Below are 24554 nucleotides of genomic sequence, written 5' to 3'. Positions count from 1 at the left end.
ATTTTTTTAATCATACCATAATTCAAAATAATAATCCATTAGAGGACAAACAATGGAATACATCAGCGGAATTGTTGAGAGAATTACTTTTTTTAACGAAGAAAACGGGTTTTGTGTAATAAAAATTAAATCAAAGGGATATCCTGATCTTGTAACTGTGGTGGGCAATCTGGCAGCTGTCAATGTAGGTGCTGTTTTAAGGATAAAGGGCGAATGGAAATTTGACAGCAAGTACGGTAAGCAATTTAGTGCGATTGACTACAGAGAATCGGTTCCAGCTACCCTTGCAGGAATGGAGAAATACTTAGGAAGCGGCCTTATAAAGGGTATAGGACCGGTTTATGCTCGCAGAATTATAAACTATTTCAAGGAGGAGACCCTTAAGGTAATTGAAGAGACGCCTGATTATCTTATTAATGTTGAGGGAATAGGACAAAAGCGTGTTGACACAATAAAGAAGGCTTGGAAGGAGCAAAAGGAAATAAAAAACGTGATGCTCTTTTTACAAAGCAATGGGGTGTCAACTGCCTATGCCGTTAAAATATATAAAACATATGGAAATGAAAGCATCAATGTGGTTAAGACAAACCCATACAGGCTTGCAGACGACATTTGGGGCATAGGTTTTAAGACTGCAGACAAAATTGCACAGAATATGGGTATCGGCAAGGACTCCTATGAGAGGTGCCGTTCAGGCATAGTTTATACACTAAATGAGATGGCTAATGACGGCCATTGCTTTGCCAAAAAAGAGCAGCTTATGCTTAAGGCTTCTGAAATTCTTGAAGTTAATGGAGAGATGATTGGAAATACCATTGGGATGATGGTAATGGATAAGACAGTTATCAGCGACGAAACAGAAATAATTTACCTCCCCCCATTTTATTACAGTGAGGCAGGAGTTGCAAAAAGAATCAGGGACATTGCAGCTGTAAAGAGCAGTATTGCCAACAGCAATATTGAGAATGTAATAGATGAGATCCAATTGGAATATGAAATTACCTATGATCAGGTCCAGATAGACGCCATAAAGGAGGCTGTGGCTTCTAAGTTTATGGTGCTTACGGGAGGACCGGGTACAGGTAAAACAACAACAACGCTGGCGATAATAAAGGCCTTTCAAAGAATGGGAGCAGGATGCCTTTTGGCAGCACCAACAGGGAGAGCTTCTAAAAGGATGTCCGAGGCTACGGGGATGGAAGCTAAGACCATTCACAGACTGCTGGAGTATAAGCCTACAGAAGGGTATAAAAAGAATGCTGAAAACCCTTTGGAGTGCGACGTTCTTATAATTGACGAGTCCTCAATGGTAGACATAATTTTAATGTACAATCTTTTAAAGGCAGTTAAGGATGACACGATTGTTATACTTGTGGGGGATGTGAACCAGCTTCCCTCTGTAGGGGCAGGAAATGTCCTAAAGGACATTATTGATTCAGGTGCGGTAAGTGTTGTATGTCTTACCAGGATATTCCGGCAGGCACAGGGCAGTGCTATAATAACAAATGCTCATCGTATTAACAAGGGTGAAATACCCAATTTAAGGTCAGTCAAGAGCAGTGACTTTTTCTATATTGAGGAGGATGACCCCCTCAAGGTTACCGAGATAATCAAAAACCTCTGTCTAAAAAGGCTTCCCCAGTATTATAAAATTGATCCTGTAAATGATATACAGGTATTGTGCCCCATGCAAAGGGGAGAGGCCGGAGCTCATAACTTAAACTCTATTTTGCAGGAGGCTTTAAATCCCTCTGAAATTTCTATTAAGCATGGAGGCACGACGTTTCGGCTTAATGATAAGGTAATGCAGATAAAGAACAATTATGATAAAAATGTGTTTAATGGGGATTTAGGGACAATAGCAAAAATTGATCTGGAAGATAAGGTGCTTCTTATAAGCTTTGACGGTATTGATGTGGATTATGATGTAACAGAGCTTGACGAGGTTGTTCTTGCGTATGCTACAACTGTCCACAAGAGTCAGGGGAGTGAATATAAGATAGTGGTCGCCCCCTTTACGATGCAGCATTATATGATGCTTCAAAGGAATCTTTTATATACATGTATCACCCGTGCAAAGAAGGTTTTTGTGCTGGTGGGTTCAAAAAAGGCAGTAGGAATAGCAGTATCAAACAATAAGATTCAGCATAGGAATACGCAGCTGTCAAAACGGCTTCAATGCATGTAAGGTATCGTAATATAAAAGGCGGTTCCTTTTTCAGCAGTGCTTTCAAACCAAATATCGCCTCCGAATCTTCCTTTGATGGTTGAATAAGACATATAGAGCCCTATACCGGTTCCATCCTTACCTTTAGTAGTTACCATTTGTCTGAAGAGCTTATTTTTTACCTCAGAGGATATGCCTTTCCCGTTATCCTTTATTGTAAATTTAATATTGTTATCTTCCTTTTGAACAATAAACTCCACCATGCCATAATCGTCATGGTATGACTCACATGCATTCTGTAAAAGGTTATCCAATACCTGGATAAGGCTGTTCATATCACCTTGTATTTCTATGTTTTTGTCAACATGGATCTGGGGTATTATCAGGCATTTACTGGGAACTGTATTAGAAGTTTTGATATTAAGTGTTTTAATAAGTTCCTCTATGCTAAAGCTTACGGTGGATGATTCGTTAAGCTTAACTGCTTGCAGCTTCACATTGCTAATAATGTTGGACATATATGAGCATTGTGGAGAAAGCTTATCTACACAATCCAGCATCTCATTGGCAATTTCTATGTGGTCTTCAGGGGTTACATCCTTATCTTTTATAGAACTCCTGTACTCATTGATCAGACTCTTCAGTGTGTCTGTAAGACAAGCTATGGACATTATAGGGGTATTAAGGTTGTGGGCAATACCGCCAATCATTTGGCCTAAGGATACTAACCTTTCTTTTTCAAGTATCATTGCCTGCTGATCTTGGATTGACTTAATGTTTGCTTTTGTAAGGTCCTGAATTTTACTAAAGGCTGCAATTAGATCTCCTATTTCATCATTGGATGTAATGGGAATTTTTTTATCAAGGTCAACTTTATCGTCCTCTGCGATTTTAGAAAGGTTGGCTGCCACAACAGATATATCGCTGACTATGGACTTTGCAAAGTAGAAGAGGACAGTTATACAGAGAAGCAGTAATACCACAAAGCAAAATGTGAAATAAACTACTGTCTTTTCTGAAGCTACTTTAAACTTTATGCCTGCAATGGCAGTCCCGTTCTCTAGAGGAATCTTTTTAAATACCCCCTGATTTTCACAGGTTACGTCATAAAATCTTCCCTCAGAAGACTTGTTTATGTAGTAATAATTTATTTTGCTAAGTTCTTCATTGTCAGATGAGAAGGCTTTATTGTCGGAAGTGATGAGAAATGTAGAAAAATTGCTTTCGCTGTAATTTATCGCTAAAAGTTTTTTGTGTATAATATCATAGCTATTAGTACTGTCAACATCATTTAAGGAAAAATTAAGCTTATCAATGAATAACTGGGAATATATGTTTCCCTTTTCTTCAATAAGTCTGGAGTAACCTATCATACTAGTCAATAAAACAGCAGAAATAAAAATAGGAACTATTTGAAGGAATATTTTGCTTCTAAGGCTAAACCTCATGCCTTGAAGCCCATGGCCATCAAATGTTTCGATCAGCAAGTGCTTGAATACTCTACTTGATATTATATAGGAAAATAATGAAAACAAAGATACAAAAGCAAAAACCAGTAACACTATTCTAAAATATATGGTGCTTCTATTAGTTAATGTGAAAATCAGTACAAGTATTGCTACAGAAATTGTGACAACTGCAATTTGTAAATAATATATCTTATTTGGTGCGCTTAGACAAGTTTTTCTTATTTCTTTTATTTTTTCATAGTCAGAGCTTTTTACCGCATCCCTCAAGTTGTTTAAAATTTTTAACACTTTCATAAGAAGCACGCTTGCCAAAAAAGAACCGATAATAACACACACTAGCTGTCTTAGAAAAATGGAAGAGCTTATAATCTTGCTTGCTTCGCGATAGTCAGGGGGATAATTAAGGACAGCCGGAAGCATACGGTTTAGAATTATTAGTGTTATAAAACTTACGAGGTTATGGATTAAAATAATCCACAACCTGCTATGGTTCAAAATATGTTCACTCATGTTGAAGCTTTGGATAACTGATTTTGCATTAAATCTTTTTCTGCCTGAATTCATAGGTTATCTCCTATTAAATAAAATGATATTCATTTATTTTTAGATATAAATGTAATATAGGGATATTTTGTACTCATTAGCCTATATTAAATATCGGCAGAAAAATATTTCTCAATAGTAATATGTTTACATAAAATGATTTTATTTTGATTTATTTTGTTATTTTGTATTAAAACTAATGTTAATTTCAACCAACTCAGTGCTGTTAAGAAACCTGATAGGCGGTCCCCAGGTACCCAACCCCGAGGAAACTATAAGCTGAAAATCCCCTTTTTTAAGATATCCCCAATCTTTTTCAAAAATGGCGTTTGTAATGAAATTAAATGGGAAAAATTGACCTCTATGGGTGTGGCCGGAAAGCTGCAAATCTATTGCCTCTCCAGCAGGCTCCTTTAAGTTGGATGGTTGATGGTCCAATAGGATAAGAGGCTTGGACTTATCCAACCCGGAAATTATTTGGGAGAGCGTGGCACGAGGTTGATTAAGGTGCCTTCCGGATCCCATATCTTCTCTTCCGATTATATAGATGGAGTCTTGTATGTTTACATAACTATCCCTTAGAACTTTTATACCTGCTTCGGTGAGGACCCTGGCGATTTCGTTACTGCTGCTTCCATAATACTCATGATTGCCGAGGCAGTAATAAACACCATACTTGGATTTTACTTGACGTAAGCTTTCCGGCATGTTTTGGTCAAGGAAAGGCTTTATATCATCATTGATCAAATCACCTGCAATAAATACAATATCAGGGTTTTTATCGTTAATCAAACCTACCATTTTATCAAGCTGACCTTTCCTTACCAAGGTACCTAAGTGGATATCCGAGACCATGACGGCATGAAGATTTTTTATACTGCCTCCATCCTTATTAATGCTTATATCGTACTTGACTGTTATAGGGTTTCTGGCCTGCCAGGTCCCTATAATAAGAATTAACGCAACTAACGCTGAAGTAGACGCTATGACAATATTTGACATGTGGCTGGTTTTAAGGTGAGAAGGTATGAATGACAGCCATCTGTCAAGTGCGAATATAAGCTTAATGATCAGTATAATAATGCCAAAGTATACCATTGCTGCTATCCAATAAGAACCGACCAGAGAAAAAAGATAGCTTACAATTTCAGGCATAAACTTTGAAATAAACCTTTCAATTATAAAAGAGAAGGCAATGAGAAAGAAAATAGGCCAGTAAATTTTAGGACTGATTGAGGGTAATACACTATTTAAAAGTTGCAGGCCTTTAGCCCCAATATAATAATTGATACCTGTATACATTCCCAATACCAGCAGTATTGCAATAATAGATAAAAAAATCATAGAGACTTCCTTCCTTTGTTAGATTATTAGTACGATAAATACATTCTATAACCAAAACCAGAAGTATTCAAGTGTATTATAATTTAAGGTAATTTAAGTAAAATCATAATTTATATATTAAGATGAATTGTCATTTGGTCGATATAAAAATTGGATAACTATAAAATCTACATAGCTTTAAAAGAAATTGAGGAGAACAAGTATGATTCGAGGGCTATATACTTCCGGATGGAGTTTGATGGCGAACAGCAAAAAAATGGACGTTATATCAAATAATCTGGCCAATGCCGATACAAATGGATACAAAGAGGATATTACTGTCTTTGAAACCTTTCCAGAAATGTTGACAAGGAGAATTAATGACACAAAGAGTGCATCAAATCCTTCGGCAAAAGTAGGTAATATGCGGCTTGGAAGTGATGTAGGAGAAATATTTACCAACTATGAGCAGGGTAAAATGATAAGGACTCAAAATAATTTGGATTTTGCCATCCAGAATTCCAAATCTGCTTTTTTTACAGTAGGGAAACCCGGTGAGGATGGAAATATTACAGAGTATTACAGCAGAGACGGGGCATTTATATTAGATGCAAATAATCAATTGGTTACTAAGGATGGCTTTTATGTAATGGGTGAAAATGGACCCATTACCTTAAGGGATGATAATTTTACAGTGAATAATGACGGATCTATCGTACAGGATGGGATTATTGTAGATAAGCTTAAGATAAGTGAATTTTCTGACACAAGATCTCTGAGAAAAATTGGCTCAAACCTTGTCGAAAAAGATGAAGCAACTGAGGAACAACCTTTTCAGGGCATAATATCCCAGGGGTTTCTTGAGGGCTCCAACATAAATGTGGTGAAGGAAATGGTGGATATGATTTCTGTTATGAGATCATATGAAGCAAATCAAAGGCTACTCCAGGCACAGGACAGTACCTTGGAAAAAGTGGTCAACCAGGTTGGAAGTGTAAGATAGAGGAGGAATAACCTATGATGAGAGCATTATGGACAGCAGGTGGAGGAATGGCAGCACAGCAGTTTAATGTTGATGTGATATCCAATAACCTTGCGAATGTAAATACTACAGGATACAAAAAAGAGAGGGCTGAATTCAAGGATCTTTTGTATGAAACAGTTAACAAAGCATATATGCTAAACGGCACAGGTAAGCCTGTGAACCTTCAAGTGGGCCATGGTGCCGCTGCCGTTGCAACAGTAAAGAACTTTAGTTCAGGAAGTCTTGAAAAGACTGATAATGCACTTGATTTTGCCATTAATGGGGATGCATTTTTTATGATAAAGGGGCCTACAGGGGAAACAGTCTTTTCTAAAGATGGAAGCTTCAAGATCGGGTTAGGCGATGAGGGAAATATGCTGACCACTTCAGACGGGCTGCAGGTGCTTGATGATACCGGTAATCCTATTGTTTTAAATATTGAATTGTCAAAACTAAATGTTACATCAAGCGGAGAATTGACATATATTGATGAAACTGGGGCAGTAGCATCATTAGGACAGAGAATCGGAATGGTTAAGTTTCCGAACAGACAAGGCTTGGAAGCTATCGGAAGCAATCTATTCAAGCAAAACTCCGCTTCAGGTGCACCTGTTCTAGATGAGGAACTCGGTGATAGGAGTTCACTTCAGCAGGGATATCTTGAAGCGTCAAATGTTCAAGTTGTCGAAGAAATGGTAAAACTCATTGTTGCACAGAGAGCATATGAAATAAACTCCAAAGCAATTCAGTCTGCAGATGAAATGCTTGGCCTTGCAAATAACCTGAGAAAGTAAGTTTCTAAAAAATAATTGAAGTCAGGTGATGCCATATGAATATTAAAAGTACGGGAAGCATTAATGAATTACCAACCAATAACAATAACCGGTTTAACAAAGAAAACTTGATAGATGATAATTTTGCAAAGCAGCTTAACAGTATTTTGGAGAAAAGTGATGATAAGGAGCTTAAGAAGGTATGCAGGGATTTTGAGGGAGTGCTATTGCAGATGATGTATAAGGAAATGCGTGCCACAGTTCCAAAATCAGGCTTTATACAGGAAGACTACGGGAAAAAAGTGTATGAGTCAATGCTGGATGAAAAGATTGTTGATTCGGCAGTGAATAGCGGGGGCATAGGGCTTGGCGATGCACTATACAAACTTTTGAAAGCAAAAACATAATATTTTAACTTTTCTACTTGAAAGCATTGTGATATAATGTTAGAAGTTTTTGGGAACTAATTATATAAAGAGGTGCTAAGATGCTTTCAAGTGTTGATATTCAAAAGATCATTCCACACAGATATCCATTTTTGCTGGTTGATAGAATAATTGAGGTTGAACCGGGCAAAAGTGCTGTTGGGATTAAAAACGTTACGGTAAATGAGCCTTTCTTCCAAGGGCATTTTCCCGGAAATCCCATTATGCCGGGTGTACTTATAGTTGAGGCTCTTGCTCAAACTGCCTGTGTAGCCGGCCTTTTAGTCGACCAGAATAAAGGCAAGCTTGGAATGTTTACCGGCTTTGAGTCAATTAAATTCAGAAGACCTGTTGTTCCTGGTGACACACTCAGGCTTGAGGTGGAATTATCTGCATTCAAGCTTGGAATGGGAAAAGCAAAGGTTCTTGCAACAGTAGAGGGTGAAGTTGCAGCACAAGGCGAAATCAAGTTTGCTATGGTTGACCCTGACAAGCTGAACAAGTAAAAGTATTTAAAAATGGGGCTGTTACTTTGTAACAGCCCCTTATAGTATCAATAGATACTACAAGTACCAAATCTGTAATTATTTACTCATGGCTTAAGGAAGATTTCTCCTACCTTGTAAATATCCCCTGCTCCCATAGTGATTATAAGATCTCCGGGTGATGCCTTCTCGTGAAGGTAATTTGCAATATCCTCAAAATGTTTTATGTATTTTGCTTTTGGGGAAACTTCGTTAATCTTTTCACTGAGAATTAAGGAGTTTATTTCTCCGTTATCAGGTTCACGGGCTGCATAAATATCTGAAACAATTACATAATCAGCATCACTAAAAGAGTTTGAAAAATCATTTAGCAAAGCTTTGGTTCTGGTATAAGTGTGTGGTTGGAAAATACACCACAGCTTATTATGGGGTACGTTTTTCGCAGCATTTAGGGTTGCAACAATTTCAGAGGGATGATGTGCATAGTCGTCTATGACCTTTATATCATTTGAAAATCCTTTTAACTCAAATCTTCTATGTGTTCCCGAGAATTTTTGAAGACCGCTTTTCACGAAGTCAATGCTGCAGCCCACAGTAAAACATGCAGCGGCGGCTGCAAGTGAGTTGCTTACATTATGAATGCCAGGCACACCAAGATTGATTCTTCCGATTTCTTCGTTCGATTTAAACAGAGTATAAGATCCAAGGCCGTTTTCATCAAAATTTATATCCCTTGCCTGCCATAATGCATCTTCAGAATTAATGCCATAGGTTATTATATTGCAGTCAATCTTATCTAAGAGATCTTTTACATTGCTGTCATCGGCACATGCGATAAGAAAACCTTCATTAGGAATCAGTCTGGCAAACTTTAAAAAGGATTCTTTTATGTGATCAAGTCCTTTAAAGTAATCCAGATGATCTGCTTCGATATTTAGTATTATGCCCATGAAGGGAAAGAATTTAAGAAAGCTTTCAACATATTCACATGCTTCAGCGATAAAGTACTTATTTCCTCCTATTTTTGTATTGCCGCCGATGGCATTCAGCTCCCCGCCTATGTGCACCGTCGGGTCCATGCCTGCCTCCATCATTATCATAGTTACCATGGATGTGGTTGTAGTTTTTCCATGAGTTCCTGAAACGTTTATACTAAAAGGATACTGCTTCATTATTTGGCCTAGCAGCACCGATCTCTCAATTGTTTTTATACCAAGCCCTTGTGATTTTACAAGCTCCGGATTATCCTTTTTTACTGCAGCGGTATAAATTACCAAATCAGGATTCTCTATATTATCGCTGCTATGCCCGTTAAAAAACTTAATTCCCATAGACTGGAGTCTATCTGTTATACTTGAAGCTTTCATATCAGAGCCTGAGATTTCGTAACCCTGGCTGAGTAAAATTTCTGCCAAACCACTCATGCTAATACCGCCGATACCGACAAAATGTATTTTTTTAATGATTTTCGGGTCTAGTAAATTTTTTTCTGTCAATGCTAACACTCCTTTAAAATCGATAAATTATGTGAAAAACTTTGCATATTCTTTAAATTATTGGTTTTATTATATGCAAAATGGAACTATTTTATTATTTTATTAGTACTTAGAAAGTATAGTGTATTATAATCCGAATAATTATTAAAAAAAGTATTAAAATATTCGCTATAATATTATATAATAAAAACCAATACTGTTAAAAGAAAATGTTTTGTAAAACGAGAGGGAAAATGGATAAACTTCAAAGAAACGAACGTATTGGAATTTTAATGAAATTATTAACCGATTCGCCTGGAAAGATTTTTACCCTTGGAAACTTTATGGAAATTACTGGTTCGGCAAAGTCTACCATAAGTGAAGATATTGATATAATTCAGGATATATTGGATAAATTTGATCTTGGCATGATAGTATCCATACCGGGTGCTTCCGGCGGCATAAGATATATACCTTCAATCAGCAGCGAAAAGGCTGATTCGGTTACCCGAATTCTTTGTGAGGAGCTCTCCAAGAAGGAGAGGATACTTCCAGGCGGGTTTGTTTATATGCTCGATGTGATATATAATCCCGTAAAAACAGAAAATATTGGGCGTATTTTTACAAGACAATTTTATAAAAAAGATGTCGATTATGTAATAACTGTTGAAACCAAGGGTATACCACTGGCTTTTGCAACCGCAAGATTTCTCAATGTGCCCCTCATTATAGTAAGGCACAATAATGAGGCCACTGATGGAGCTTCAGTTAACATAAACTATGTGTCAGGGTCTAAAAAAAAGCTGCAAACCATGGTTTTATCATTGAAAGCACTAAAAAGAAACTCAAAGCTGTTATTTATAGATGATTTCATGAAGGGCGGAGGCACCGCAAAGGGCATCATGGAGCTGGCAAAGGAGTTTGAATGCGAGGTAGCAGGTATAGGGGTATTGATAAAGACCGCAGTGCCGGATAAAAAACTGGTAGATGATTATTTTTCAATACTTACCCTTGATACTGTCGATGAAGAAAAGGGTATAATAAATATAAGCCCCAGCAAATAAACGAGTATTTTTTACACAATTTTCGATGATTGGATTATAATTACATGCAGTACCTTATTCCAATTTTGAAAAATAGAGCTAATCTATGCTGAAGAATGATAATTGTTCGGGCAAAATTTCTGAAATATTCAAAAATGGTCAAAAAAATTTAAAAAGGTAGAGGAATTTATTAAAACAAGAAGGAAAAAATAAATTTATATCGAATATAAAATAATAATCAGATGTAAACAATTAATTATTCCATAATATTAACGGAAGGTGGTAAGCATAAATGGAGATTACTGATGTTCGCATTAGGAAAATTGATGCTGAAGGTAAGATGAAGGCGGTTGTGTCTGTGACCTTTGACAATGAGTTTGTTGTGCATGATATAAAAATTATTGAAAGTCAGAACGGTATGTTTATCGCAATGCCAAGCAGAAAGACGCCGGACGGCGAATTTAGGGACATTGCACATCCGGTAAATGCTGTAACAAGAGAAAAAATCCAAACAGCGATTTTGGAAAAATATGAAACTACAACTGTAAACGAGTAAAAAGCAAAAGACACTTGAAAAAAGTGTCTTTTTTATTTGCCCGGAATTTTGCAGAAAATTTTTTTCTTGTTCTTAATTACCGTTGAAAAATAGATAGAAAAGTGAGAAAATATATTTGGTCTATAAACCTTTAGTCATGATCAAAAAATAACTTCCGCTATAAATTTGGCTCATGTGTTGACTTAACTCGTCAACACCCTCTCAAAAGCGGAAGTAATTTTTCATTCATGTCTTAGTGCCATGATGATTATTATAATATTATATAACTTTAATTCTTGACTGTATGTAATGGAAGGGGTATTTAAATGGAGCATATAATGGCGGTTGTTTTAGCTGCAGGTGAAGGAAAGAGGATGAAGTCCAAAAATTCAAAGGTTATACATAAGATATGTGGAAAAACACTTGTAGAATGGGTAGTCGATGCAGCGGGCAGTTGCGGAATAAAGGAAAGTGTTATTGTAGTGGGGCATAGGCAGGATCAGGTGAGGGATTGTCTAAAGGACCGTGTATCCTATGCAGTTCAGGAGAAACAGCTTGGTACAGGTCATGCGGTAATGCAGGCAGAAAAGTACCTAGAAGGCAAAGAAGGGCATGTTATCATTCTTTGCGGGGATACACCTCTCATTACAAGTGATACAATTGACAAAACTATAAAGTTTCATATCGGAAATAAATGTGGTGCAACGGTAATAACAGCGGACTTTGAAGATCCTACAGGGTATGGCAGGATTGTCCGTGATTCAAATGGAAATGTATTAAAAATTGTTGAGGATAAGGATGCAAATATAGAAGAAAAAAATATAAGGGAAATAAACTCAGGCATTTATTGCTTTAATATAAAAGATCTTCTCACCAGCCTCAAGGAATTAAACAATAACAATGTACAGGGAGAGTATTACTTGACCGATACCCTCGAAATAATTCTTAAAAAAGGATCGAAGGTGGGAGCGGTAAAAATATCTGACCCGTCAGAAATATTAGGTATAAATGACAGAGTACAGCTTTCTAAGGCAGGAGAAATAATTAGAAATAGGGTATTGGAAATGCATATGAGGGCGGGGGTTACAATTATTGACCCTAAATCCGTTTATATAGATGATGGAGTGAAGATAGGAATGGATACAATTATTTACCCAGGATCATATATAGAAACTGGAAGTATAATTGGGGAAGAAGCTATAATAGGGCCTAACAGTAGAGTAGTCGGTTCAATCATAGGTAATATTACAGAAATTAACAATTCTGTAATTATTGACAGTAAAGTTGGAAACAACACTCATATAGGTCCTTTTGCGTATCTAAGACCTGGAAGTAAAATTGGAAATAATGTAAAAATAGGGGATTTTGTTGAGGTTAAAAAATCTGTTATAGGTGATGATACCAAGGTCTCCCACCTCACTTACATTGGAGACGCGGAGGTTGGAAACAACGTAAACCTGGGGTGTGGCGTTGTTGTTGTAAATTATGACGGGAAAAATAAAAATAAGACCATAATTGGTGATAATGCGTTTGTAGGATGCAATGTAAATCTGATTTCACCTGTTACAGTTAAAGATAACGCTTATGTCGCAGCGGGTTCAACTATTACTGAGGAGGTGCCTGAGAATTCATTGGCAATTGCCAGAAGCAGGCAGGTAAACAAGGAAGATTGGGTTGTTAAAAAGGGTATGCAAAGGACTAAGAAAAAATAAACGCCTTATGATATTACGGTGTTTTATATAAATTTTTTTAAAAAATAAAAAGTTGGTGAATGATTATCAACTAAATGTACATTTAATTGTTCTTTGAAAGGGGAAAAATAATGAATCTGCATGGTAAGGATATTAAAATTTTCACTGGGAGTTCCAATTATGGGCTGGCTAAGGAAATAGCCGAGAGGATAGGTTTACCCCTCGGTGCTGCTCATGTAGGAAAATTTAGCGATGGTGAAACTGCCATAAATATTGATGAGGTTGTTAGAGGTTCGGATGTATTTATAGTACAATCTACATGTCATCCGGTTAATGATAATTTGGTAGAGTTGCTGGTTATGATAGATGCTTTAAAAAGGGCTTCAGCTGGGAGAATAACGGCGGTTATGCCATATTTTGGATATGCAAGGCAAGATAGGAAAGCCAAGGCGAGGGATCCCATTTCTGCGAAGCTAATAGCCAACCTTATGACAGTTGCCGGAGCAGACAGAGTCTTAACAATGGACCTTCATGCACCCCAGCTTCAAGGCTTCTTTGATATTCCTGTTGACCACTTGCTGGGAGTGCCTCTATTGGCTCAATATTTCAAAGAAAAGTTTGCAGGACAGGAGGATGTTGTTGTTGTTTCTCCTGATGTAGGAAGCGTGGGTAGATCAAGGAAGTTTGCGGAAAGGATAGACGCACCTATTGCCATAATAGACAAGCGAAGGCCTAAGGCAAATGAATGTGAGATTATGAACGTCATAGGCGATGTAAAAGGAAAGACCCTCGTTTTGGTGGACGACCTTATAGATACTGCCGGAACTATGGTAAATGGCATACAGGCACTACTGGATATGGGTGCAAAAGAAGTGTATGCATGCTGTACCCATGCTGTTTTATCGGGACCTGCAATCGAAAGGATCGAGAAATCTCCAATTAAGGAATTGGTAATGTTAAATACCATTGCTCTTCCGCCTGAGAAGAGATTGGACAAGATTAAAGTGATTTCTGTAGCTGAAATATTTGCTGAAGCTATTGAAAGAATTTATGGAGATATCTCCATAAGTACTTTATTTACACAGCAATAATTTACAACTATTCAATATACCATTGTCATGTACTATATGCCGGTATATCAGATAGATTAAAAACCGTTAAGGGTTGATACCTTTATCGGTTTTTTTATGTCTAAAAAATTACGGTGAATTCTAGGTTCTTCCGCAATTTTGGGTACTAATATATTGAATACTGCTCTTAACAATGATATACTATGAGCAACTAAAACATGGTGGTGATGCTCATTGACACGAATGGTAGATTTGCAGAATTTCTATCCTACGGACATCCAAATTACTATGAAATCTGAAACGTCCAATCAAATTATAATTAACATGAAGTCGAGAACTAAAAGCCAAATATGCCCTAAATGCGGGTGTGAATCAACAAAAAGACATAGCACATATACAAGAAAAATTATTGATTTACCATTACTCGGCAAAGCAGTATTACTTAACATTACAGCATATAAGTATGATTGTGAAAGGGAATCGTGTGATCAAAAAGTATTTTGTGAAGAACTAAGCGGATTCACTGGTAAATATAGAAGAATGACGTCTCGTTGTGAAGATTTAATTGCATCAATAGCACTAAATACAAGTTGTGAAGCCGCATCATCCATATGTAAACATATGGGAATTGCTGTTAGTGGAGATACTGTTATAAGAATATTATTAAGAAATGTTAATATAGAAGCAAAATGTGGCGAAGTAATCGGTGTTGATGATTGGGCATTTAAAAAAAGAGGCAAATATGGAACTATAATATGTGATTGCGAAACTGGTAAACCTGTCGCTTTACTTGATGGAAGAGACGGGATAGAGCTGAAGAAGTGGCTTCAGAGTAACAAACACATAAAGACTGTTAATCGGGATCGAGCTGGGAGCTATGCTAAAGCAATATCTGAAGCATTACCTAATGCAATTCAGGTTGCAGATAGGTTTCACCTTCACCAAAATTTATTGACAGCAGTAAAGGATGCACTAAAAGGAGTTTTGCCTGAAAAAATTGATGTAACGGACTATAGCGATAACACTGAAAATCAAAATTTCATTCAAGATAACTCTAAAAAAAACTAAAAAAGCTGAGTCTAGGGTTAGCGAAAGTGAAGGAAGAAGGAAGGAGGAAATTATCCAGATGCAGACCTTATTTGCAGAAGGATATTCAAAAAAGGAGATAGCTAGGATCTTAAAGACATGGCCTAAAAGAGTGAGAAAATACTTACAGGGCGATCCAGAAAACCTCAGCAAACATGGAAATAAGAATATTAAAAGATACTCTATTCTTGATGAATATACTGATAAAATTCAAAAAATGCTTTCAGATAAAATGCCATACAAGGATATTTTGAAAGCTTTAAAAAGTGGTGGATATACAGGTGGGCAAACAATACTTTATCGTTACTGTGGTAGTCTAAAGAAAGATATTAATTTTAGCAAAGATAAAAAGTCTGAGGTAACCAAGAGGTTTGTTAAGAAACAGGATTTAATAAAATATATCTGGTCTCGTAAAGAAATTGATGAGAAAGATAGAATTATTATATATGAAAAGTATCCAGATACCTTAATTATCGAAGAATGTGTCAAAGATTTTCGTGATGTGTTTATACAGAAAACTACTTCTTCACTCCATAACTTTATTGAAAAATATATAAAGTGTAGTATAAGTAACTTAAAATCCTTTGCTAATGGTTTGATTAAAGATATTTCTGCTGTAGAGCAAGCTGTAATTAGTCCTTATAGCAATGGAGTTACAGAAGGAAATAATCATAGACTTAAGTTGATAAAGCGGCTCATGTATGGGAGGGCAAAATTGCCACTTTTGAGAGCAAAGGTTATACCAAGACCATTTTTTTATACCCGATGGTACCCAAAATTGCGGAAGAACCCAATTTTACTTGACAATCTACAGTCTGATAGTAGTGAAATTGTAATTCAAGATTAAGTATAGAGAGTAAACGGTGGAAGTGTGTCCTGAAGAGGAGATTGCGAGGAAAGCATTTAGATGCTTAGCCTGCCTTGCAAAATCAGAAAAACGCCTGTTTTACCACTGGCAAATGGGAATATGTCCAACGATCGGACAACAAGAGCCGTATGACAGGACAACTGTCACGTATGGTTCTGTGAGAAGCTTGGGGTGAAAGTACCCGGGGTTTACTCGACCATCATCAAAAAGATTGCAAAAGAAGGATTTTATTTAAAATCAGCTCAAATGTTTGACCAGTTGAGCTGATTTTTTTATAATGCGTAGGGTGTTCCATCGTTTACATTATTTCTTTATGCATTTATACAATACAGTAAACAACTCAGCTCTGGTGATGCTGTTTCCAGGTTTGAATGTATTGTCTGGGTAACCTTTGATAAGTTCCATTTCAGTGGCTTTAGCAATAAAATTGTATGACCACTTCTGGATATCCTTAACATCCTTGAATTTGAGCTCTTTTGTGGACTCACCAAGCTTAAATGCTCTCATGATCATTGTTAGTGCTTCCTGCCTGCTGCATTCCTTATTTGGCAAGAATGTCTTGTCGGCATTTCCCTGAATGATTCCCTTTTCTTTTGCCAATGCAATGTAGCTTAATGCCCATGAAGGGATACTCTTTGCATCTGTAAAATCAACTTTGGCATCAGCAGAAGGCTTAAGTCCTAGGGCTTTAATTATTACAACCGCAAGTTCAGCTCTTGAAATGTTTTGATCCGGCTTGATTGTTCCATCTGCATAGCCGCTTATAATTCCTTTTGATATAAGATCGTTTATGTATTCCTTTGCCCAGTGACTTGATATATCACCCGCAGCAGGCTTTGGTGAATTTGGAATGCTTGTTGCACTTGGCTTTGCTGTTGCAGTAGGTGTCGTGGATGCTGAAGCAGTAACTGTAGGAGTCACAATAGGTGTTGGTGTTGCAGTGCTTTGAGAGCCTGGGTTGTTGTTATTGCCAGGGTTAGTTGTAGCAGTAGGTGTTACTGTGCTGCTAGGTGAAGGAGTTTCAACAGGAATTGCTGCTTCAGCAGTAAGTAGTATATTACCAAGGCCTGACAAGTTTTGCCATGAGTTTCCGGAAGCATCACACCAGATACTTACACTATCCCTTGATCCGTTATCATCTTCATCATTATTTACCTGAAGGTCAAAGCCTAAAAGGTCACCAGCTTCAGCTTTTATTGCAGTAAATGGTATTGCAGCCTCTACAATATATCCTTTTTCCGTTGTTTTAGCAGAAGACATGAATCCTTCTAGTGGGCCAGGGTTATATGAAACATCATTATCAAAATTTACTCTTATCTGGTAGTCATCTGCTTGATAAGAAGAAGTTTTACCATTATTCTGGTCTATAAATATTTCTATTGAATCTTGTTCATAGGCATTTGAGCTTGCTTTGCTAAGTTTACTGTCAGTTACTTCTGCAAGCACATAAAGAGTGTTTTCAGACCACAAGGTCTTGAATTTTGCAGTAGATCCTGATGAACCTGCAACCCAAACATCGGTGTTGTTGGCTTCGACTCCGTTCCAAAGACTGTCAACCTTGCCGTCAATTTTTGGAGTACCCTTCTTTACCTGTATGAGCTTTAATTCACCCTGCAAAGCTAAATATCCATATCCTGTTGTATCGGTATCAATCCTGTTCTTATAGTCATTCCAAACAACTACTGATGATAATACATCATCACTGTTGTAGTCTTTTACTCTGAAGTCAATTTCAAATTTGTCACCCTTTATAGGAGAGAGTGTTGAGATAGGAACAGCAACCTGTATCATATATCCGTTTTCATCCCTTTTGGTAATACTATAGACTTCACTTGTTACTGAGCCATAGACTTCACCGGTTACGGTATTGTCAGAAGCTATAGTCAGGTGAGTACTATCATTTCCTGAAGCTGTGTTTTTATCAAGGAATATTTCAAGACTGTCTTTTGTGCTTTCAGTATTGTCAGCCACCTGTGCGAGAATATAGAGTTTATCATTATCCCACATTGTTTTAACCTTTGCAGTTGTGCTCTCAGGGCCGTATACAGACTGAGTTACGTCAACAGCTTTTAGCGAGCTCCAAAGTATATCAACATCATTTCCTAAAACAGGAGAAGCCTTGTAAGCATTTAGCTGCTGTTTGTATACAGGTAAACTATCAGGATCGGTCAGTGCTATGTATGCAGGTTTTGCCTGAAGTCTTTTGTTAAATAATAGCGGAGCATTTGTTCTTTCAGGAACAGGGAAGTCATTAAGCCATGTCATTCCGTCATCTGTACCCCATAATGTAACAGAGTCCATAACACCTTTTTCAGCTTGTTCTTTTAAAAGGTCAAATAAATCCTTGTATCTCTTTGCCTGTGTCAATAATATCTCTTCAGTAACGGGTTTTATTGATTCACTATCATTTTTGTAAATGGAAATGTCAAGTTCTGTTATTTGAACTTTTACGCCTAAAGAAGCAATTTTCTCAATTGAATTTTTAATTTGTTCCATGGATGGAGTGTAATTGCTTATATGCATCTGGAATCCTACAACAAGCCTGTCTTTAGGAATTCCAGAATCCAATATGCGTTTTACGGTATCATACAAAGCATCTAATTTTCTTGAACTGGACTCTATTCCGTAATCGTTTATACAGAGTTTTACATCATTGTCGCCAAGTTCGGTGGCTTTATCGTATGCATATTTGAATGCTGCAATGATATAGTCGTCATCAACTTCGTCTTTATCTACGTCACCGATAATTTGCTTCCATTTTGAATCACGGAGCCCTACTCCATCAGAAATTACTTCGTTTACTACGTCATATGTATGGAATTTACCATTATACCTTGTCATAAAGGTATCAATGTGAGTTTTCATTCTTTCAAGAAGTTTTTCTCTTGAAGCAGGTTTGCTTGAATCGTCAGGATCGGTAAAGAACCAGTCCGGAGTTTGGCTATGCCATACAAATGTGTGTCCTCTAACAAGCATATTGTTCTTTTGTGCAAAATCAACAATTTTATCTGATTTTTCGAAAGTAAATATACCTTCAGTAAGTTGAATTTCTTCCGGTTTCATTACGTTTTCAGCAGTTAAGCTTGCATAATGTTTTTTAAGATATTGACTTAATGTAGGATCTTCGATCATATCAGGTCTTATAGCTGCTCCAATCGGGAAATATTGATCCCATACGCTGCGAAGTGAAGTTAGAGTAGGATCATAATCATAACCGGCAGGTTCGCTGCTTTCCTGAGATTTGAAGCTTACATCATCTACATAGAAATCAATGTATGATGGTAAATTATCTGTTTCTGCTGTTTCTACATAAAGCTGTATACCTTTATCAAAAATTGCACCAGAAGGAATGGTATAACTACCTTCGAGTTTTGTCCATTCACCTTTTGTAACCGTAACCTCGCTTACAGTATCATATTTATCACCATTTTCTTCTGCTCCATTATTCCATTGAACACTCAATTTAAATGTCATGGTTTCAGAATCAGATGCACCATTATACATGACCCAAGCTGTTCCAGTGTAAGTTTTACCTGCCACAGGATCTCCTTTACCGTTTCCAACAAGATTTTGAACAGCACCCTGCCATCCATTCTTTCTACCTGTAACCTTTAAACTTGAATTTCCACCATGCTTTATATCTGTGGCAGCTTCAATGGAAGCATCTCCTCTTGCATTCCAAAATTCTTTACCATTCTCAAAATCACCGTTATTGACTATGTCTTTGCCCTCTATTACTGGAGCATCAACGCCTACAGTAACATACATGGTCTTGTCGTTGGGGTTTATCGCAACACCCTTCTTCTTGAATAATTCGCTTAATGTTACAAATTTGTAGCCTTTGCTTAAGAGATCAGGAATTATTATATCAAGAGCTTCAGGTGTTGGATGAGGAAGGGGCTGAACGTCATGAAGCAATATTATTGAGCCGTCCTTTGCGCTGCTTATTATGGCATTTGCTCTTTGCTCGGCGGTTGTTGTCTGAGTCCAGTCATTTGCAGTTATACCGCTTGCAAAAGGCATGTCTATTACATCAAACATCGTATCACTTACAGAAAGGTTTGGTGGACGGAAAAACACTGGAGTTGTTCCAGAATACTGCTCTATAGCATAAGTAGTGTCTGCAACTGACTTCTTAACTTGTTCTGCAGTCATAGTTTTCATGTCAGCATAGCTCCATGAGTGGTTACCTATTTCATGGCCGGATGCAGCTACTCTCTTCACTGTAGCAGCAGTTGAATCATTTATTTTACTTCCTATCATGAAAAATGTGGCTGGAACATCATATTTATCAAGTTTGTCAAGTACTAATGCTGTAAGCGTATTATCCGGTCCGTCATCAAAGGTCAGGGCAACTAATTTATCATTGCTTGATGACCCGGCAGGTAAAAAGCTTACATCATCTGCATAGAAGTCAGTAAAAGAACCCGATTCGGATGTTTCAACATAAATTTGTACACCTTTGGAAATATCGGTACCTTCAGGAAGGGTATAGTCACCTTCAAGTAATGTCCACTGTCCTGCTGTGACATTTAGCTCTGCTGCAGTATCATACTTGTCTGAAGTACCGTCATGTCTTTTAACTGTGATCTTAAAAGTCACTTTGGTATCAGGCTCTCCCTTAAACATAACCCATGCAGAAGCATGATATGTACTTCCTGCTTCAGGAACATTGGGGTTATCTGTAAGAACCTGTGCTACGCCGTTCCATGGATTTGTTCTTCCGTTAGTCTTAACACTGGAGCTTCCGCTGTGCTTTTCATCTGTGACAGAAACCAGTTGGGAACCGCCATTGCTGTGCCAGTAGTTTGTGCCATTTTCCATATTACCGTTTACAACGAGGTCTTGCGTGCCAGCTCCAAATGCCGTTAAGTTCATAGTTGACATAAGGCTTAGCATCATAATGATTGATAGAGTAAGACTTATACACTTGTTGATCCTTCTTTTGGACATCATTAAAACTCCCCCTTGATACTAGTATTTTTCTTCATTTTAAAATGGTGTGTTTCTTTGAATAAACTAAAATTTGCTCCTTTCCATAAAGTGTACATCATTTATTTTACATTATTAAGTATCATGTGAAAATATGAAATTTGTTAAAATTTTCTGAACTTTCATTAAAATTTAATCCTTTATAAGACCAAAACTTAAACTGACGCCGTTTGTTAGAAATCTTGAACATAGGATATAAACTAAAATAACAGGTAGAGTGAATACCGCAAGGGTAGCATACATTGCACCAAAATCATTTCCGTAAATTCCTTTGCTTAATGCAGTCATTATAGGAACCGTATATAAGCTTTGACTTTCCAAAATCGTTGTAGGGATAAGATAGCTGTTCCAGACCGAGAAAAAGGTAAACATGGACATAGTTGCAATAGCAGGAATTATAGCAGGCAGAACAATAAAGTGGTAGATTTTAAGCTCACTGCAGCCGTCGATTCTGGCAGAATCCATTAAAGAATCAGGGATTGTATTTTCAATATAATATTTAACAAAAAAAACGAAAAGGGAATTGGCAATGTAAGGTATGATCAGCGGCCAGAGGGTATCTTTGAGGTTTAAAAAGGTGCAAACCTTCAAGAATCCTACAAATCCTATCTGTTGAGGTATGATCAGTGATAAGAAAACGACAGCAAACAAATAATTTTTACCCTTAAAATTATATTTTGCAAATCCATAAGCAGTTATCCCCCCAAAGTAAGCTGACAGGAAAGTAGCCGGAATAGCTGCTATAAGACTGTTTTTAAGACCCCCTAATACATCTACAATAGTGGTTAATCTTTCTAAGTTATTAAGAAATTCACTACCAGGAAAAAATGCCATGCCTTGAGCTATATCAATAGGGCTACGAGTAGCATAGGTTATCATGAAATAAAACGGCATAAGGCAAAAAAGTGAAACTGCGATTAATAAAATATGTGATAATACTTTGCCCGTCATATACATATTCTTTCTTTTCAGTTGCTGATTATGCAGATTTTTTAGAGGTGGCGTACTTTCGTTAATGGTATTTCCCATAATTATTTCCCCCATGCATTATTAAAATGAAAAACAATTAATATAAAACTAATGAATAAGAGTGCTTTTGGAATATTTTATTTAATGTTAACATATTAACAGATTTCTGTAAATTGTATAGCAGGGTTATAAGGGTTATAGAGGGTTATAGGACCTGAAGACCTAGCAACAAACCAACCTATGGAACTATTTATTTTGAAATACTCATAATATATAATTAAAGATGTAAACATTATGTAAACTTTATCTTAATGATCACTACTCCCATTCTGAATTAAAAACATATCTATATTAACATTTTAATACAAAAGGAGAAAAATTATGAGAAACAAAAGAATTTGGTTATTTACCCTTATTGTAATTTCCATTTTATCTATTAATATTGTAAATGTATTTGCATCTTCTGAAACCCTGTCGGCACCGACCCTTTCATTTTCACCAATGGCTCCTACAAACGGAAATGTAACTGTCACAATATATTATCCCAAAACAGCGGTTTTAAAGCAGTATAGGTTGGGTACCGGAGGTATCTGGACCACATATTCTGCTCCAGTGGTCCTGACCTCCAATGCATATGTCTATGCCCGATATCAAAATAAATCAGGTGCCTGGTCACCTCTCGGCGGATATCCAATAAAGAATATAGATAAAACCCCTCCCGAAAATCCCACTTTTGCAGCATCCTCAAATACACCTACAAACCAAAACGTATCAATTTCTATAAACTTCAGTACTGATTCTGTAAGCAAACAATATAAATTAGATGGAAGTACAGAATGGGTAAGCTATACCGAGCCTGTTATACTAACAGCAAATAGTATCATCTATGCGAAAGCATCGGATAGTGTAGGAAATTGGTCTTCTGTAGAAAGTTATTCCGTTTCAAATATTGATAAGACCCCACCAAGCTTACCGATAATCACCGCGAACATTGTTAGACCAACAAATGCAGGGGTTGATATAACAATTGATTATTCCCATGATTCTTATATTAAGCAGTATAGGGTAGGGGATGAGGGAGTATGGACGGATTATAACGGATCAATTTTGATAGGTTCAAACACAACGGTATATGCAAAAGCCTCTGATAACGCCGGAAACTGGACGGAGGAAGTGAGCTTTGTCATAAGCAATATTGATACAAATCCTCCTGAAAAGCCTGCCATAGCTGCCTCAACAACAGCTTTAACCGATAACCCTGTGGTTGTATCAATAGATTTCTCTTCAGATTCAACAATCAGACAACATAAAATTGGTGACATGGGTGTTTGGATGGATTATACAGCTCCTTTTTCGGTAAACACCAATAAAACAGTGTACGCCAGAGCAGCTGATCAGGTAGGTAACTGGAGTCTGGAAGCAAGCTTTGGTGTTATGAATATAAGAAAAACAGTAATGGGGTATACAGTTAAAAACTATTCCACAGATGTGTCATCGTATAACTCCCTTTCAGCTAACGCTGCAGTTATAAACGAGATTGCAACAGCCACATTCAGTATTGACGGTATAGGTAATCTTATAGGTGCAGCCCCTATGGATCAGATGAATTATGCAAACAATAATGGCATTAGAACAAAACTTATGGTAAGCAACAACTTCGATGTAAATATTGCAAGGCAGCTCCTCGACAGCCCCGTAAACAGGCAGACCTTAAAAAATAATATACTTAATTTATTGAAGTTATATAATTATACAGGCGTTGATATAGATATTGAAAATATTCCTGCTGCTTGCAGAAATAACTTTACCGCCTTCATGAGTGAAATATATAGCACATTAAAGCCGTTGGGCTACGGGGTTTCGGTAGCGGTTCAGCCAAAAACTTATGATTCACCAAATGCAACTTGGAACTACGCATTTGACTACAAGGCACTGGCTCAGTATGCAGATTTTCTGATGATTATGGCCTATGATGAACACTACGCAGGCGGTACTCCAGGAGCAGTAGCTTCAATAAACTGGGTTACAAACGTAATTGATTACGCTCTTTCAATTGTTCCAAAGGAAAAAATAATTCTTGGCCTGGCAGCCTACGGTTATGACTGGGGAGGCACAGCAACAAAATCATATTCAATCAATGGATGCTACAATATAGCAAATCAATACGGTGCTGTAATAAAATTTGATAATACAACAAAATCCAAATACTTTACATATACAGCTAATGGAGAAGCAAGAACAGTATGGTTTGAGGATGGGGAGACTATAGCATATAAGCTTGATCTTGCAATTGCCAGGGACATAAAAGGTATTGGCATCTGGAGACTGGGACTTGAAAACTCAAATTACTGGACCACCATAAAATCAAAGCTCAATAAGTAAGAACTGATAAAATAATTTTAAAAAATGCCGGTTTGCTATAATTAATATGATTATTTGGCAGCCGGCATTTATTGTTTTAATAAATTAGCAGCAAATTATGAAGCTGCCAAATAGTTGTAACATGTGTTTCTTATATGATATAATTTCAATGGAATATAGGATTTAGAAGCCTTGGAATATCAGGTTTAGTAATTATGAAGAAAGTAAAATTTAATTTGTTTAGGGGTGTAATAT

General features: G+C 36.9%; 16 protein-coding genes and 1 pseudogene. 12 read left to right on the top strand and 5 right to left on the bottom strand.

What is annotated here, in order from left to right; translation table 11 throughout:
• Window positions 1-52: 52 nt before the first annotated feature.
• Window positions 53-2188, top strand: a complete 2136-nt coding sequence (locus tag VIO64_RS15300; protein ID WP_331919762.1) for an ATP-dependent RecD-like DNA helicase — start codon at window positions 53-55, stop codon at window positions 2186-2188.
• Here the strand turns inward: VIO64_RS15300 and VIO64_RS15295 are convergent.
• Both VIO64_RS15295 and VIO64_RS15290 read right to left on the bottom strand, forming a co-directional pair.
• On the bottom strand, window positions 2176-4200 hold the full coding sequence (locus VIO64_RS15295) for a HAMP domain-containing sensor histidine kinase (RefSeq protein WP_331919761.1): 2025 nt from the start codon (window positions 4198-4200) through the stop codon (window positions 2176-2178). The genes VIO64_RS15300 and VIO64_RS15295 overlap by 13 nt on opposite strands.
• A 159-nt stretch (window positions 4201-4359) precedes the next feature.
• The gene (locus VIO64_RS15290; protein WP_331919759.1) at window positions 4360-5523 is read right to left on the bottom strand and encodes a metallophosphoesterase; all 1164 of its coding nucleotides are present in this window, start codon (window positions 5521-5523) and stop codon (window positions 4360-4362) included.
• Window positions 5524-5725: 202 nt separating this feature from the next.
• On the opposite strand from VIO64_RS15290, the gene VIO64_RS15285 reads away from it, so the two are divergent.
• The 4 genes from VIO64_RS15285 to fabZ all read left to right on the top strand — a co-directional run bounded on the left by VIO64_RS15285 (window position 5726) and on the right by fabZ (window position 8230).
• Window positions 5726-6505 (top strand): flagellar hook-basal body protein, encoded by a 780-nt coding sequence (locus VIO64_RS15285; protein WP_331919757.1) that lies wholly within the window; start codon window positions 5726-5728, stop codon window positions 6503-6505.
• A 14-nt stretch (window positions 6506-6519) separates the two neighbouring features.
• The gene (locus VIO64_RS15280) at window positions 6520-7320 is read left to right on the top strand and encodes a flagellar hook-basal body protein (RefSeq protein WP_331919755.1); all 801 of its coding nucleotides are present in this window, start codon (window positions 6520-6522) and stop codon (window positions 7318-7320) included.
• Between the two features lie 35 nt (window positions 7321-7355).
• Window positions 7356-7706: a rod-binding protein gene (locus tag VIO64_RS15275; RefSeq protein WP_331919753.1), complete on the top strand. Its 351-nt coding sequence runs from the start codon at window positions 7356-7358 to the stop codon at window positions 7704-7706.
• Window positions 7707-7786: 80 nt separating this feature from the next.
• Window positions 7787-8230: a 3-hydroxyacyl-ACP dehydratase FabZ gene (gene fabZ, locus VIO64_RS15270; RefSeq protein ID WP_331919751.1), complete on the top strand. Its 444-nt coding sequence runs from the start codon at window positions 7787-7789 to the stop codon at window positions 8228-8230.
• Window positions 8231-8316: 86 nt separating this feature from the next.
• Here the strand turns inward: fabZ and murC are convergent, their stop codons facing one another.
• Window positions 8317-9705 (bottom strand): UDP-N-acetylmuramate--L-alanine ligase, encoded by a 1389-nt coding sequence (murC, locus tag VIO64_RS15265; RefSeq protein ID WP_331919749.1) that lies wholly within the window; start codon window positions 9703-9705, stop codon window positions 8317-8319.
• Between the two features lie 233 nt (window positions 9706-9938).
• On the opposite strand from murC, the gene purR reads away from it, so the two are divergent.
• The 6 genes and pseudogenes from purR to VIO64_RS15235 form a co-directional block, all read left to right on the top strand.
• Window positions 9939-10748 (top strand): pur operon repressor, encoded by an 810-nt coding sequence (purR, locus tag VIO64_RS15260; RefSeq protein ID WP_331919747.1) that lies wholly within the window; start codon window positions 9939-9941, stop codon window positions 10746-10748.
• A 271-nt stretch (window positions 10749-11019) separates the two neighbouring features.
• The gene (gene spoVG, locus VIO64_RS15255) at window positions 11020-11283 is read left to right on the top strand and encodes a septation regulator SpoVG (RefSeq protein ID WP_036942665.1); all 264 of its coding nucleotides are present in this window, start codon (window positions 11020-11022) and stop codon (window positions 11281-11283) included.
• Window positions 11284-11588: 305 nt separating this feature from the next.
• Window positions 11589-12974: a bifunctional UDP-N-acetylglucosamine diphosphorylase/glucosamine-1-phosphate N-acetyltransferase GlmU gene (gene glmU / locus VIO64_RS15250; RefSeq protein WP_331919744.1), complete on the top strand. Its 1386-nt coding sequence runs from the start codon at window positions 11589-11591 to the stop codon at window positions 12972-12974.
• Between the two features lie 110 nt (window positions 12975-13084).
• Entirely contained in the window at window positions 13085-14044 is a 960-nt protein-coding gene (locus VIO64_RS15245) for a ribose-phosphate pyrophosphokinase (protein ID WP_331919742.1), read from the top strand.
• A 267-nt stretch (window positions 14045-14311) separates the two neighbouring features.
• The gene (locus VIO64_RS15240; RefSeq protein WP_331919740.1) at window positions 14312-15091 is read left to right on the top strand and encodes an ISL3 family transposase; all 780 of its coding nucleotides are present in this window, start codon (window positions 14312-14314) and stop codon (window positions 15089-15091) included.
• A 58-nt stretch (window positions 15092-15149) separates the two neighbouring features.
• Window positions 15150-15851, top strand: a pseudogene (locus tag VIO64_RS15235) (transposase); the annotation flags it as partial.
• A gap of 429 nt (window positions 15852-16280) precedes the next feature.
• On the opposite strand, the gene VIO64_RS15230 reads toward VIO64_RS15235, so the two are convergent.
• Window positions 16281-20933 carry an endo-1,4-beta-xylanase gene (locus VIO64_RS15230; RefSeq protein WP_331919738.1) on the bottom strand — a complete coding sequence of 1551 codons (4653 nt, stop codon included), beginning with the start codon at window positions 20931-20933 and terminating at the stop codon, window positions 16281-16283.
• Between the two features lie 168 nt (window positions 20934-21101).
• Window positions 21102-21998, bottom strand: coding sequence for a carbohydrate ABC transporter permease (locus VIO64_RS15225; RefSeq protein WP_331919736.1), 897 nt, complete (start codon window positions 21996-21998; stop codon window positions 21102-21104).
• A 321-nt stretch (window positions 21999-22319) separates the two neighbouring features.
• On the opposite strand from VIO64_RS15225, the gene VIO64_RS15220 reads away from it, so the two are divergent.
• Window positions 22320-24320 (top strand): glycosyl hydrolase family 18 protein, encoded by a 2001-nt coding sequence (locus VIO64_RS15220; protein WP_331919734.1) that lies wholly within the window; start codon window positions 22320-22322, stop codon window positions 24318-24320.
• Window positions 24321-24554: the final 234 nt, after the last annotated feature.

It is taken from the genome of Pseudobacteroides sp., assembly GCF_036567765.1.
In the GTDB taxonomy this organism is placed as follows: Bacteria; Bacillota; Clostridia; order Acetivibrionales; family DSM-2933; genus Pseudobacteroides.
This window is presented reverse-complemented; position numbering and strand designations above follow the sequence as displayed.